The sequence below is a fragment of the Acidovorax sp. LjRoot118 genome, assembly GCF_964253575.1.
GTDB lineage: Bacteria > Pseudomonadota > Gammaproteobacteria > Burkholderiales > Burkholderiaceae_C > Acidovorax.
The window spans coordinates 1,623,009-1,636,034 of the sequence record NZ_CAXURB020000001.1 but is presented as its reverse complement, the minus strand read 5'-3'; the positions used below and the strand labels follow the sequence as shown (position 1 = coordinate 1,636,034).

At 68.0% G+C, this 13,026-nt stretch carries 12 protein-coding genes; 11 read left to right on the top strand and 1 reads right to left on the bottom strand.

What is annotated here, in order from left to right:
- The first annotated feature begins 280 nt into the window (after positions 1-280).
- From ACSQ9E_RS07610 to ACSQ9E_RS07565, 10 genes are all read left to right on the top strand, one after another.
- The gene (locus tag ACSQ9E_RS07610) at positions 281-1,195 is read left to right on the top strand and encodes a dihydrodipicolinate synthase family protein (protein WP_057203768.1); all 915 of its coding nucleotides are present in this window, start codon (positions 281-283) and stop codon (positions 1,193-1,195) included.
- Between the two features lie 46 nt (positions 1,196-1,241).
- Positions 1,242-2,372, top strand: coding sequence for a branched-chain amino acid ABC transporter substrate-binding protein (locus ACSQ9E_RS07605; protein WP_436217349.1), 1,131 nt, complete (start codon positions 1,242-1,244; stop codon positions 2,370-2,372).
- An 81-nt stretch (positions 2,373-2,453) separates the two neighbouring features.
- A complete protein-coding gene (locus ACSQ9E_RS07600) occupies positions 2,454-3,392 on the top strand; it encodes a 4-hydroxyproline epimerase (protein ID WP_436220195.1) in 939 nt (312 codons plus the stop codon).
- Positions 3,393-3,407: 15 nt separating this feature from the next.
- Positions 3,408-4,526: an NAD(P)/FAD-dependent oxidoreductase gene (locus tag ACSQ9E_RS07595; protein ID WP_436217348.1), complete on the top strand. Its 1,119-nt coding sequence runs from the start codon at positions 3,408-3,410 to the stop codon at positions 4,524-4,526.
- Positions 4,523-4,786: a (2Fe-2S)-binding protein gene (locus ACSQ9E_RS07590; protein WP_057203772.1), complete on the top strand. Its 264-nt coding sequence runs from the start codon at positions 4,523-4,525 to the stop codon at positions 4,784-4,786. The genes ACSQ9E_RS07595 and ACSQ9E_RS07590 overlap by 4 nt, the downstream gene beginning before the upstream one ends.
- Positions 4,783-6,099 carry an FAD-dependent oxidoreductase gene (locus tag ACSQ9E_RS07585; protein WP_436217347.1) on the top strand — a complete coding sequence of 439 codons (1,317 nt, stop codon included), beginning with the start codon at positions 4,783-4,785 and terminating at the stop codon, positions 6,097-6,099. Before ACSQ9E_RS07590 ends, ACSQ9E_RS07585 begins: the two co-directional genes overlap by 4 nt.
- Positions 6,100-6,240: 141 nt before the next feature.
- Positions 6,241-6,876 carry a TRAP transporter small permease gene (locus tag ACSQ9E_RS07580; protein ID WP_057203774.1) on the top strand — a complete coding sequence of 212 codons (636 nt, stop codon included), beginning with the start codon at positions 6,241-6,243 and terminating at the stop codon, positions 6,874-6,876.
- A 20-nt stretch (positions 6,877-6,896) separates the two neighbouring features.
- Complete coding sequence (locus ACSQ9E_RS07575; protein ID WP_057203775.1) at positions 6,897-8,165, top strand: TRAP transporter large permease; 1,269 nt, start codon at positions 6,897-6,899, stop codon at positions 8,163-8,165.
- Positions 8,166-8,222: 57 nt separating this feature from the next.
- Positions 8,223-9,242 carry a TRAP transporter substrate-binding protein gene (locus ACSQ9E_RS07570; protein WP_436217346.1) on the top strand — a complete coding sequence of 340 codons (1,020 nt, stop codon included), beginning with the start codon at positions 8,223-8,225 and terminating at the stop codon, positions 9,240-9,242.
- A gap of 67 nt (positions 9,243-9,309) precedes the next feature.
- Complete coding sequence (locus ACSQ9E_RS07565) at positions 9,310-9,987, top strand: GntR family transcriptional regulator (protein WP_436217345.1); 678 nt, start codon at positions 9,310-9,312, stop codon at positions 9,985-9,987.
- A 124-nt stretch (positions 9,988-10,111) separates the two neighbouring features.
- Here the strand turns inward: ACSQ9E_RS07565 and ACSQ9E_RS07560 are convergent, their stop codons facing one another.
- Positions 10,112-11,521 (bottom strand): PLP-dependent aminotransferase family protein, encoded by a 1,410-nt coding sequence (locus ACSQ9E_RS07560; protein WP_436217344.1) that lies wholly within the window; start codon positions 11,519-11,521, stop codon positions 10,112-10,114.
- A gap of 153 nt (positions 11,522-11,674) precedes the next feature.
- Between ACSQ9E_RS07560 and gabT the strand changes: the two genes are divergently transcribed.
- Positions 11,675-12,967, top strand: a complete 1,293-nt coding sequence (gene gabT, locus ACSQ9E_RS07555) for a 4-aminobutyrate--2-oxoglutarate transaminase (RefSeq protein WP_057203779.1) — start codon at positions 11,675-11,677, stop codon at positions 12,965-12,967.
- Positions 12,968-13,026 lie beyond the last annotated feature (59 nt).

Below are 13,026 nucleotides of genomic sequence, written 5' to 3'. Positions count from 1 at the left end.
ATCCCTTCGCATCCGCCCCGCACCAAAGTCATGCCCCGTTGCGGTGCCCAGCGCCCAAAAACGATGCACGAAGGCCCCCTGGCAGGCTTCTTCAGCCCCCGAACGCCCGGATGCAGCCCATCCAAGCGCAAATTTGGCTGGCACGCAAGCTGCTAAATACCCTCACAAGATATTTCAAATATTTTCTTAATATATTTACCAACGACACCGATTCATCCCAGCCACTGCTTTCCTTCACCCCCTTCGTTCCTTCCTTCTTTCATCCCCAGGAGTTCACCCCATGAGCAATCCCCGCTGGCAAGGCATCTTCCCCGCCATCACCACCAAGTTCCACGCCGACGAGAGCATCGATGCCGAAGGCACGGCGCGCCACATCGACTTCCAGATCCGCAACGGCATCCACGGCCTGGTGACCTGCGGCTCGCTGGGCGAGGCCAGCACCCTCACGCTAGAGGAGAAGCTGCAGGTCGCCAAGATCGCGCTCGACGCCGCCGATGGCCGCGTGCCCGTGCTGGCCAACGTCTCGGAGACCAGCACCCGCGAGGCGCTGCGCTACATCGATGGCGGCAACAAGCTGGGCGTGGCCGGCTACATGGTGATGCCCTCGGTGATCTACGTGGCCGATGCGCGCGAAGCCATGGCCAATGTGCGCGCCATGGCCAAGGTGGCACAGAAGCCGCTCATGGTCTACAACAACCCCGTGGCCTACCGCGTGGACCTCAAGCCCGAGCACATGCTGGAACTGGCCGACTGCGAGTGGATCGCCGCCATCAAGGAGAGCACGGACAACATCCGCCGCATCACCGACCTGCGCAACACCGTGGGCGATCGCTACCAGCTCTTCCTGGGGGTGGACGACCTGGCCTACGAAGGTCTGGCCCTGGGCTGCGACGGCCTGCTGGCCGGCGTGGGCTGCGCCTTCCCGCGCGAGACCGTGGCACTGTACGACCTGATGAAGGCCGGCCGCTTTGCCGAAGCGCTCAAGCTGTACCAGTGGATGACGCCGATGCTGCACCTCGATGTATCGACCAAGCTGGTGCAGAACCTCAAGCTCATCGACGTGCTGGTGGGCGTGGGCACCGAGCACATGCGCCGCCCGCGCCTGCCGCTGATCGGCGAGGAGCGCGCCTTCATCGAGCGCGTCGTGAAGAAGGCGCTGGACACGCGCCCCACCGAGTACCAGTCGGTCGCCTGAGCGCCCGCGCCCTCCCCCACTCCCTTCTTCCACCCAAAGGTCTCCCATGGCATCCAGATTCATGACCCCCACGGCGCTGGCAGCCCTGCTGCTGCTGGCGGCACCGGCATTCGCGCAGGAGCAGGTCGTCAAGATCGGCCACAGCGGCCCGCTGTCGGGCCCGAATGCGTTCGCGGGCAAGGACAACGAGAACGGCGTGCGCTTGGCCGTCGAGGAGCTCAATGCGAAGAAGATCGTGGTGGGAGGCAAGACCCTGAAGTTCGAACTGGTGTCCGAGGACGACCAGTGCGACGCCCGCACCGGCGTGAGCGTGGCGCAGAAGCTGGTGGACAGCGGCGTGAAGTTCGTCATGGGGCCTTACTGCTCGGGCGTGGCCATCCCGGCCTCGCGCGTCTACAGCGACGGCGGTGCCATGGTGTCCACCGTCGGCACCAACCCCAAGGTGACCGAGGGCGGCTACAAGAACCTGTTCCGCATCATCGCCAGCGACACCCAGATCGGCTCGAACATGGCCGTGTATGCCGCCCAGGTGCTCAAGGTCAAGCAGGTCGCCGTGATCGACGACCGCACGGCCTTCGGCCAGGGCGTGGCCGACCAGTTCACCAAGGAGGCGAAGAAACAGGGCCTCACCGTGGTGGGCCAGGAGTTCACGACCGACAAGTCCACCGATTTCCTGTCCATCCTCACCAGCCTCAAGGGCAAGCAACCGCAGGCCATCTTCTTTGGCGGCTATGCCCCGCAGGCGGCGCCCATGGCGCGGCAGATGAAGCAACTGGGCATCTCGGCCAAGCTGCTGGGTGGCGACACGCTGTGCAGCCCCGAGGTCGGCAAGCTCGGCGGCGAGGCCGTGAACGACACGGTGTTCTGCGCCCAGGGCGGCACCATGCTCGACAAGGCCGCGAGCGGCCCGGCCTTCAAGGCCAAGTACAAGGCGCGCTTCAAGCTCGATGCCGATGCCTACGCAGCGTCCTACTACGACCAGGTGATGTTCATGGCCGATGCCATGCAGAAAGCCCAGTCCGTGGAGCCTGCCAAGGTCGGAGCGCAGATGTACCTGGCAAGCCACCAGGGCGTGGCGGGCACCTATGCCTACGACGACAAGGGCAACCTCAAGCAGGCGCCGATCACGGTGCTGACCTTCAGGAACGCCGTCCCCGTGCCACTGGCCAGCTACTGAAACTGCTGGGATCGCGGCGGGGCTCCCGCTACGATCCTCGCACCCCAACCCACGCGACCCACCATGACCCACGACAGTGCTATGCAACGCATACAGATCCTCGACTCCCACACCGGCGGCGAGCCCACGCGCCTGGTGGTGGGCGGCTTTCCCGAGCTGGGCACGGGCAGCATGGCTGAGCGCCGCGCCCTGCTGGCCAGCCAGCACGACGCCTGGCGCGCAGCCACGGTGCTGGAGCCGCGCGGCAACGACGTGATCGTGGGCGCGCTGCTGTGCGCGCCGCAGGACCCGGCCAACGCGGCGGGCGTGATCTTCTTCAACAACACCGGCTACCTGGGAATGTGCGGCCACGGCACCATCGGCCTGGTGGCCTCGCTGGCCTACCTGGGTCGCATACAGCCGGGCGAGCACGGCATCGAGACACCCGTGGGCACGGTGATGACCACGCTGCACGGGGATGGCTCGGTCAGCGTGCGCAACGTGCCCGCCTACCGGCTGCACCAGGGCCTGTCCCTTGAAGTGCCCGGCATCGGCACCGTCACGGGCGACGTGGCCTGGGGCGGCAACTGGTTCTTTCTGATGAGCGCGCACGGCCAGCGCGTGGCCAGCGACAACCTGCCAGCGCTGACCGCCTACACCAGCGCCGTGCAGCAGGCCTTGAAGGACCAGGGCATCTGCGGGGACAACGGCGGCGATATCGACCACATCGAACTCTTTGCCGACGATGATGTGGCCGACAGCCGCAACTTCGTGCTCTGCCCCGGCGGCGCCTACGACCGCTCGCCCTGCGGCACCGGCACCAGCGCCAAGCTGGCCTGCCTGGCGGCCGACGGCAAGCTGCAGCCCGGACAGGTGTGGCGCCAGGCCAGCATCATCGGCAGCAGCTTCGAGGCGCGCTACGAACCCGATGCCACGCCCGGCCGGATCATCCCCACGCTGCGTGGCACGGCCCACATGAGCGCCGAGGCCACCTTGCTGATCGCGCAGGACGACCCCTTTGCCTGGGGCATCCGCCTCTAAGCCACCCCCCACCCCATGCAAGCTGCGGATGTGATCGTCATCGGTGCCGGCATGGTGGGTGCCGCCTGCGCCCACCTGCTGGCCAACGCCGGGCTGTCGGTGCGCGTGCTCGATGCGCGCCGCGGCGGCGCCACGCAGGCCGGCATGGGCCACCTGGTGGTGATGGACGACAACGCGGCCGAACTGGCGCTGAGCCAGGCCTCGCTGGACCAATGGCACGCCTGGGGCCCGCGCATGAATGCCGACCTGCCCGGCTGCGCGTATGCCAACTGCGGCACGCTCTGGATCGCGGCCAATGCCGAAGAAATGGCCGGCGCCGAAGCCAAGGCCGACGGCCTGCGCGCGCACGGAATCGCCTGCGAGCTGCTGGACGCCCCCACGCTGGCCCGGCTGGAGCCCGCGCTGCGCCCCGGCCTGCACGGCGCCTTGAAGGTCGGTGGCGATAGCGTGGTCTACGCCCCCAACGCCGCGCAGTGGCTGCTGGCGCATGCGGCGCGGCCCTTTCCGGTCGAGCATGCCCAGGTGGCGCGCATCGATGGCCGGCGCGTGCACCTGGCCGATGGCAGCGTGCGCGAGGGCGGTGCGGTGCTGCTGGCCGCCGGCATCCATGCCACGGCACTGTGCCCCGGCCTGCCGATACGCCCCAAGAAGGGGCACCTGGCCATCACCGACCGCTACCCCGGCACGGTGCGCCACCAACTGGTGGAGCTGGGCTACATCACCAACGCCCACCAGAGCGACGGCACCTCGGTGGCCTTCAACCTGCAGCCGCGGCCCACGGGGCAGTTGCTGATCGGCTCGTCGCGCCAGTTCGACACCACCGACCCGGACATCGACAACGCCGTGCTGGCACGCATGCTGCGCCGTGCGCTCGACTACGTGCCGGGCTTGGCCGATCTCAACGCCATCCGCACCTGGACGGGTTTTCGCGCGGCCACGCCCGATGGCCTGCCGATCATCGGCCGCCACCCGCACCAACCGGATCTGTGGCTGGCCGTGGGCCATGAAGGGCTGGGCGTGACCACGGCGCCGGCCACGGCCCAGCTGCTGGCTGCGCAGATCACGGGCGCCACGCTGCCGCTTGATCCCACCCCCTACTCGCCCGAGCGCTTTGCCGGGAGCCTGATCGCATGACTGCCCCCACGGTACGGATCCACGCCGATGGCACGCCCCTGCAGGTCGCCCCCGGCACGAGCGTGGCTGCAGCTCTGGCCCAGGTGCCGCCGGGCCGCACGCGCACCTCCACCACCGGCCAGCCGCGCGCGCCGCTGTGCGGCATGGGCGTGTGCCACGAGTGCCGGGTACGCATCGACGGCCGCACGCGCCTGGCCTGCCAGACCGTGTGCACCGAAGGCATGCAGGTCCACACCGATACCGGCAGGCCATGCCCATGACCTCTTCCAGCCCCTCGCCGAGGCATGAGCGCTGCGACATCCTCATCATCGGTGCCGGCCCCGCAGGCATGGCCGCAGCGCTGGCCGCAGCGCCCAGCGGCGCTGCCATCACCATCGTGGACGACAACCCCGCAGCCGGCGGCCAGATCTGGCGCGACGGCCCCGGTGCCACGCTGCCGCCCCTGGCCCGCCAGCACCGCGAGGCCCTGGCGCGGCACGCCAACATCCGGCTGCTGTGCGGCACGCGCGTGGTGGGCCTGGGCGAGCGGCAACGGGCCGACCATGCCCCTGCCCTGCTTCTCGAAGACGCCGACCGGGGCTGGACCCAGCACAGCCACCGCATCGTGCTGTGCAATGGTGCGCGCGAGCTGCTGCTGCCCTTTCCGGGCTGGACGCTGCCTTGTGTGACCGGTGCGGGCGCCTTGCAGGCCCTCATTAAGGCCGGGCTGCCCGTGCGGGGCCAGCGCATCGTGATCGCGGGCACAGGCCCGCTGCTGCTGGCCGCCGCTGCCACCGCCACCCAGGCCGGCGCCCAGGTGGTGCGGGTGGCCGAGCAGGCCGGCTGGCGCGCGCTCGCAGGTTTTGCCGCGCAGCTGCCGCGCTGGCCCGCCAAGGCCGTGCAGGCATTCACGCTGCTGCACCCGCAACTTCGTGCAGGCAGCCATGTGCTCAAAGCCGTCGGTGAAGGCCAGGTGCAGTCCGTGCGCCTGCGCACGGGGCGTGGTGAAGAAACCATTGCCTGCGAGCGCCTGGCGTGCGGCTTCGGCCTGGTGCCCAACACGCACCTGGGACAGCTGCTGGGCTGCGCGCTGGGCGGACCCTTGAGTGGCGGCCTGGGCCTGCAGGTCGATGCACAGATGCGCACCAGCGTGGCCGGGGTCTATGCCGCTGGCGAGTGCACCGGCTTTGGCGGCAGCGAGCGTGCACTGGCCCAGGGCGCCATCGCCGGCCATGCCGCTGCAGGCAACACCACCCCGGTGCACGCGCTGCAGGCCACACTGCGCCGCTGGGAAGGCTTTGCCCAGGCACTGCAGCAGTCCTTCGCACTGAACGAATCACTCAAGACCCTGGCCCGGCCAGACACCCTGGTGTGCCGCTGCGAGGACGTGCCGCACGCCGAACTGGCAGGCCGCACCGGCTGGATCGACGCCAAGCTGCACACGCGCTGCGGCATGGGTGCCTGCCAGGGGCGCATCTGCAGCGCCGCCACGCAGCACCTGTTCGGCTGGACGCCGGCGCCGCCGCGCCATCTGCTGGCACCGGCACGCATCGCCACCCTGGCGGCGGCTGGCGACGACGCCCCCTCCGGCTGAGCCTCCGCTGCAGGAAGCACCCGATCTGGGCACTCCCACCCTCCGCTACGGGCACTCATCTTGCTTCTACATATATTAAGAAGATATTTATTTTGGTGCCGTCGATCCCTCCTCCATAACCACTCCAACAGAGCCACCCCCATGCCCTCCGCTTCCACCTCAGCCACCCCTCCCGTGGCGCCACCACGCGCCCCCATCCGCTGGTTGCTGGATTTCTCCAGTTGGCTGCTGCGCATGGAGCGCCACCTGCTCACCGCCCTCATGACCCTGCTGGTGGCGCTGATCCTGCTCAACGTGGTGACGCGCTACAGCGGCATGCCCATCTACTGGATCGACGAGGCGGCGGTGTACACGGTGGTCTGGCTGACCTTTGTGGGCGCCTCGGTCATGACGCGGCTGCGCATGGACTTTGCCGTGACCATGCTCACGGACCAGTTGGGTGCACGCGCCGCGAAGGCCATCAAGGGCGTGGCCACAGCATGTGTGCTGCTGTTCGGCGCGGCCATGCTGTGGATGTGCTGGCAGTGGATGGACCCGATCGGCATCGCGCGCTACGGCTTCGACGCCAAGGAGTACGCGGCCGAGAGCTTCAACTTTCTCTACACCGAGCGCACGCAGACGCTCAACTGGCCCACCTGGGTGCTGCAGCTGATCCTGCCGATCTTCTCGGCCACCTTCAGCGTGCATGCGCTGGCCAACCTGCTCGAAGACCTGGGCGCGGCCGAGCGGCGCACGCACCCGGGCTTTGACGTGGTCAACGCCGACGCCGTGAACTGAAGACTCCCGAAGGCCCCTCCATGATCACCTCCCTCTTCTTCCTGGTTGCGCTGCTGGTCGGCGTGCCCATCGGCGTGTGCCTGTGCCTCTCGGGCATCGTCTACATCTTCGCCACCGGCGGCACGGTGCTGTTCCAGTCGTTTCCCATGCAGATGTTCGCGGGGGTGGACAGCTATGGGCTCATCGCCATCCCGCTGTTCATCCTGATCGGCGAGATCATGAACAGCGGCGGCATCACGCGCCGGCTGGTGGACCTGTCGATGGCCTTCATCGGCTCCGTCAAGGGGGGCCTGGCCTACGTCAACATCCTGGCCAACATGCTGGTCTCGTCCATCATCGGCTCGGCCACCGCGCAGGTGGCCATCATGTCGCAGGTGATGGTGCCCGAGATGGAAAAGCAGGGCTATGACAAGACCTTTGCCGCCGGCCTCACGGTGTACGGCGGCATGCTCGGGCCCATCATCCCGCCCTCGGTCATGTTTGTCGTGTTCAGCGTGCTGGCCCAGGTGGCCGTGGGCGACATGCTGATCGCCGGCATCATCCCCGGCGTGCTGCTCACGCTGCTGTTCTTCGTCGTGATCGCCCTTATGGGCTTCTTCGTCTACGACTACCCGCGCAGTGAAAAGCGCACGCTGGCCCAGCGCGCACGCACCATCGTGCATGCCAGCCCAACGCTGCTGATCCCCCTGGTGATCGTCGGCTCCATCCTGAGTGGCCTGGCCAACCCCACCGAAGCTGCGGCCGTGGGTGCGCTCGCCTCGGCGCTTGTGGGCCGATACGTCACCAAGGAGTTCAAGCTCAAGGCCATGCCCGCCATCCTGCTGCGTTCGGCCATCTACTCGGCCGTGGTGCTGTTCCTGGTGGCCGCCGCCGCCGTGTTCTCGTGGCTGCTGATCTACGGCAAGGTGCCCCAGATGGTGGCGGCGTGGATACAGACCGTGGCACACGACCCGGTCACCTTCCTGCTGCTGGCCAACCTGATCCTGCTGGTCATCGGCACGGTGATCGACGGCATTCCCGGGCTGATCATGACCGTGCCCATCCTGCTGCCGATCGCCACCGAGGTCTACCACATCGACCCGCGCCACTTCGGCGTGGTGGTAGTCATCAACCTGGTACTGGGCCTGATGACGCCACCCGTGGGCCTGAGCTTCTTTGTCGCATCGGCCGTGACCGGGGCCAAGCCCGGAAAGATGTTCATCGTCACCCTGCCGTTCTTCATCATCAGCTGCGTGGCGCTGGTGCTGCTGTCCCTGTTCCCCAGCCTGTCGCTGGCCTTGCTCAAGTAGCCGGCAGCGTCCTTTTCAGCCCTCTCACGTCCCATCCCTTCCAACACGGAGTTCACCATGACCACTACGTCCGTCTCCCGCCGCCATTTCATCCAGCGCCACGCCATGGCTGCCGCCGCTGCCACCGTGGGCGTCCCGCTCGCAATGCCGGCATTCGCGCAGGGTACGGGCGCCAAGGAATTCCGCCTGGGCCTGATCACCCCTGCCGGCCACTCGTGGAACCGCGCCGCGCTGCAGTTCGGCGAGGCGCTCAAGAAGGAGACCGATGGCCGCCTGAGCCTGACCGTCTTCCACTCGGGCCAGCTCGGCAACGAGGCGGCCATGATGCAGCAGCTGCAGTCAGGTGCCCTGGACATGGGCTGGATCCAGGCGGCCGAACTGGGCTCGCGCGTGTCCAGCATCGCCGCCATCAATGCGCCCTACCTCGTGCGCTCCACGCCCGCCGTGGCCAAGCTGGTCAAGCACCCTGCGGCCACCAAACTGCTGGAAGTGCTGCCGCGCGAGACCGGCACCATCGGCCTGGGCTGGGGCATCACCGGCATGCGCGCGGTGTTCTCCACCAAGGACATCTCCGTACCCACCGACCTCAAGGGCATGAAGCTGCGCATCAACCCCACGCCGGTGTACCGCGACTTCTACCAGATGCTGGGCGCCGCGCCCACGCCCATTCCGACACCCCAGGTGTTCGACGCCATGAGCAACGGCCAGGTGGACGGGCTGGAGGCGGACATCGAGTTCTCGTGGAACCAGCGCTTCGACAAGGTCGCTAAAACGCTGCTGCAGATGAATGCGCTGTTCATGCCCTTCGCTCCACTGGTGTCGGGCCGTATCTGGCAGGGGCTCGATGCCAAGGACAAGGACCTTATCCGCAAGCTGACCGCCCAGTCGCTGGACGCGCAGATCAACGACATCGTGACCACCGAGGCCGGCCTGATCGAGAAGTTCAAGGGCACCTCCATCGCCTTCAAGACCGCGTCCTCGTTCAACCCCGAGGCCACCATCCAGGAGTTCGACAAGCTGTGGCTGCCCAAGGCTCCGCAGATCGCGGAACTGCGCAAGGCCGGTGCCAGCCTGTGATTTAAGATGGTGCAGACCCCATGGTCCCCAGCCCGGGGGCCATGCCCTACCAGGCCCCTTCCACTCGATGACACCCAGCAGCAGCACACCCCTCCGCAAAGACACCGGCCCCAAGCGGCGCGCGGCGGACGTGGCCTATGACGCCATCGAGGCCATGGTCTCCACCCTGCAGCTGCAGCCCGGCAGCCCGGTGGTGGAGGCCGAGATCGCCGAGAGCACCGGCCTGGGCCGCACGCCCGTGCGCGAGGCCCTGCTGCGCATGGTCTCCATCGGGCTCATCGTGCAGCAGCCGCGCCGCGGGCTGCAGGTCTCCAACATCGACCTGGCAGACCACCTGGACGTGATCCAGACGCGCCGCGTGCTGGAGCGGCTGATCGCGTCGTGCGCGGCCCGCCGCGCCACCGCGCCGCAGCGCCAGGCCATCGTGCGCTGCGCCGAAGAGATGGTGCGCGCTGCCGAGCGCGGCGAGCTCGATGGCTACATGCTGGCCGACCACGGGCTCGACCAGATCGTGCACCTGGCTTGCCAGAACCAGTCGGCCGTCAAATCCGTGGCGCCGCTCATCGTGCAGTGCCGCCGCTTCTGGTACGCCTACCAGCACGAGGGCGATGTGACCGAGGGCGCGCGCGCCCACATGCACCTGGCGCAAGGCATCGCCAGCGGCGACGAGGCACACGCCGTGGCCGGCGCCAACCAGCTGATGGACTACCTGGAGCAGTTCGCGCGGCGCATCATCGACAGGTGATACCGATTTGCCTTCAACCGGCTTACGTCGTTGGGAAGCCTTGCCCTGCTACAGCACTGTCTGCGGCTTCCCGCCTAGTTACCCGATTGAATCCAAATCGGTACACAGCGCTGTGCCAAGGCTGCTAGGAGGCTTGGTGCCCCAGCGCGATGCGCTGCTCCAGAAAGCGCCACATGCGCTCGTCCGCGCAGAACGCCACGTTGAAGCGCAGCCAGCCCGTGGGCCGCGGCTCCACCAGGAACAGGGCGCCGGGGCCGAGCATGATGCCCTCCCTCGTGGCGTCCTGTGTGAGCAGGGCACTGTCGGGCAGGTCGGGGTGGCGGGCCCAGAGGTACATGCCCGCTTCGGGCTCGTGGAACAGTTCGAACCCCAGGCCTTCGAGCCGCCGCCCCACCGTGCGGTGGGCGTCGGCCAGGCGTTCGCGCAGCGACTTGAGGTGCTTGCGCCAGCGCCCGTCGGTCACCACGCCGAAGGTGATGCGCTCGGTGATGTCCGACGAAGTGAGGCCCGAGACCATCTTGAGCTGCACCAGTTCATCCACCAGGTCACGCCGGGCCGCGACATAGCCCGTGCGCAGGTTGGGCGAGATGGTCTTGGAGAAGCTGCCCAGGTAGACGACGCGCTTGAGCTGGTCCAGGCTCGCCAGCGAGGGGCGCACGCCCGCCTCCATGTCGGCATAGATGTCGTTTTCCACCAGCATGAAGCCGTGCTGTTCGGCCAGCTGCAGCAGGCGGTGCAGGTGCGCCATGGACGCGACCGAGCAGGTGGGGCTTTGCAGCCGCGGCTGGGTGAAGAAGGCCGTGGGGCGGTGCTGGGCCAGCAAGGCCTCCAGCGCCACCAGGTCGTAGCCGGTGGCCGTGCGCGGCACGCCCACGGCGTGCGCTCCGGCAAAGCGCAGGATGAAATGCAGGTTGGGGTAGCCCGGGTCGTCCACCAGCACCACGTCGCCGGGCTTGACCAGGCGGCGCACCACCAGGTCGAGCGCCTGGCTGGAGCCCTGGGTGAGCATGATGCGGTCGGCATCGGCGGTGATGTCGCGCTCGGCCATGGCTTCGGCCACCACCGTGCGCAGGCCCAGGTGGCCGTGCGGCAGGCCGTAGCCGTCGAGCTCCGTGCCGTCGGCCGACAGCTGGCGCATGCTGCGGCGCACGGCATCGCCGAACAGCCAGTCGTTCGGCAGCCAGCCGCAGCCGGGCTTCATGGGCAGGTTGCGGTTCTCGAAGATCTGCTGGAGGTACCAGCGGGCGTCAAAGGTGGGTGCAGCCCGCTCAGGCGCCGCAGCGCCGGGTGCAGCGGCCTCGCGCCGCTTCACAAAGAAGCCGGCGTTGGCCCGCGACACCAGCCAGCCCTGGGCCACCAGGCGGTCGTAGGCCTCCACCACCGTGAACACGCTCACGCCATGGCTGGCGGCAAAGCCGCGGATGGAGGGCAGCTTGCTGCCGGGCTTGAGCGACTGCGCGGTGATCAGGTCCCTGAGCCCGTCGACGATCTGGCTGACCAGGGGTGTCGGCAGGTCCTGGTTGAGTGTGAGCATCGATGGAAAGAGGAACAGAGGGTGTGCCAGAGCAGGTGTACTGGATTCTAGACCTGCACAGTGCACATGAATCAGCATGCCGGTGTACATGGACGGTGTGCAGCCGGGCTTCCAGAATGGCGCCATTCTTCACCACGCCTGAACGCCAACGCCATGCAGCACGACCGCCACTTCACCAATGCCGCCCTCATCGCCCGCCGCCACGCCGCCGTGGCGCGCGGCGTGGGCCAGGCCCACGAGATCTTCGTCCAAAGGGCGCTGAATGCCGAACTGTGGGACGTGGAAGGTCGCCGCTACATCGACTTTGCCGGCGGTATCGCCGTGCTGAACACCGGCCACCTGCATGCCGGCGTGATCGCCGCCGTCAAGGCCCAGCTTGACCTGTACACCCACACCTGCTTTCAGGTGGTGGCCTATGAGCCCTATGTGGAAGTGGCGGAGCGCCTGAACACCCTGGCCCCCGGCGCTTTCACCAAGAAGACGCTGCTGCTGACCACCGGCGCCGAAGCGGTGGAGAACGCCGTGAAGATCGCCCGCGCCCACACCGGCCGCCCGGGCGTGATCGCCTTCACCGGTGGCTACCACGGCCGCACCAACATGACATTGGGCCTCACGGGCAAGGTGGCGCCGTACAAGATCGGCTTCGGCCCCTTCCCCGGCGAGGTGTACCACGCGCTGTTCCCGAACGCGCTGCACGGCGTGAGCGTGGAGCAGGCCCTGCACTCGGTGGAGCTGATCTTCAAGAACGACATCGAGCCCGAGCGCGTGGCGGCCTTCATCATCGAGCCCGTGCAGGGCGAAGGCGGCTTCTACATTGCGCCCGGCGAATTCATCAGTGGCCTCAAGGCCTTGGCCGACCGCTACGGCATTTTGCTGATCGCCGACGAGGTACAGACCGGCGCCGGCCGCACCGGCACCTGGTTCGCCTGCGAGCAATGGCCCGTGGCCCCCGACCTGATCACCACCGCCAAGTCGCTGGCGGGCGGCTTTCCGCTGGCGGGCGTGGTGGGCCGCGCCGAGGTGATGGACGCCCCGGCGCCTGGAGGCCTGGGCGGCACCTATGCCGGCAGCCCCGTGGCCTGCGCTGCGGCACTGGCCGTGATCGACGCCTTCGAGAAGGAGCACCTGCTCGCGCGCAGCCAGGACATGGGCGCCCTGCTGGTGCGCGCGCTCAAGGACCTGGCGACCAAGGTGCCGCCCATCGGCGACGTGCGCGGCCTGGGGGCCATGGTGGCCATCGAGTTGTTCGAGGGCGGCGACCTCGCCCGGCCCGATGCGGCCCTCACGAAAAAGGTGGTGGCCGAGGCCGCGCGCCGCGGGCTGATCCTGCTGTCATGCGGTACCAACGGCAACGTCATCCGCATCCTGGTGCCGCTCACGGCCTCCAACGAACTGCTCGATGAAGGCCTGGCCATCCTGGCCGACAGCTTTGCCGCCGTCGCCTGAACCCGGGCTGCCAGGCATACCGATGACGCTGTCAGGGAGGTGACTGCGCTGCCTGCAGC

Excerpts from the sequence above, each read along its gene's own strand:
- ACSQ9E_RS07595 (WP_436217348.1), top strand. The coding sequence starts at position 3,408 with ATGCAAGCTGCGGATGTGATCGTCATCGGTGCCGGCATGGTGGGTGCC.
- ACSQ9E_RS07605 (WP_436217349.1), top strand. The coding sequence starts at position 1,242 with ATGGCATCCAGATTCATGACCCCCACGGCGCTGGCAGCCCTGCTGCTG.
- ACSQ9E_RS07565 (WP_436217345.1), top strand. The coding sequence starts at position 9,310 with ATGACACCCAGCAGCAGCACACCCCTCCGCAAAGACACCGGCCCCAAG.
- ACSQ9E_RS07585 (WP_436217347.1), top strand. The coding sequence starts at position 4,783 with ATGACCTCTTCCAGCCCCTCGCCGAGGCATGAGCGCTGCGACATCCTC.
- ACSQ9E_RS07570 (WP_436217346.1), top strand. The coding sequence starts at position 8,223 with ATGACCACTACGTCCGTCTCCCGCCGCCATTTCATCCAGCGCCACGCC.
- ACSQ9E_RS07590 (WP_057203772.1), top strand. The coding sequence starts at position 4,523 with ATGACTGCCCCCACGGTACGGATCCACGCCGATGGCACGCCCCTGCAG.
- ACSQ9E_RS07580 (WP_057203774.1), top strand. The coding sequence starts at position 6,241 with ATGCCCTCCGCTTCCACCTCAGCCACCCCTCCCGTGGCGCCACCACGC.
- ACSQ9E_RS07600 (WP_436220195.1), top strand. The coding sequence starts at position 2,454 with ATGCAACGCATACAGATCCTCGACTCCCACACCGGCGGCGAGCCCACG.
- gabT (WP_057203779.1), top strand. The coding sequence starts at position 11,675 with ATGCAGCACGACCGCCACTTCACCAATGCCGCCCTCATCGCCCGCCGC.
- ACSQ9E_RS07575 (WP_057203775.1), top strand. The coding sequence starts at position 6,897 with ATGATCACCTCCCTCTTCTTCCTGGTTGCGCTGCTGGTCGGCGTGCCC.
- ACSQ9E_RS07560 (WP_436217344.1), bottom strand. The coding sequence starts at position 11,521 with ATGCTCACACTCAACCAGGACCTGCCGACACCCCTGGTCAGCCAGATC.
- ACSQ9E_RS07610 (WP_057203768.1), top strand. The coding sequence starts at position 281 with ATGAGCAATCCCCGCTGGCAAGGCATCTTCCCCGCCATCACCACCAAG.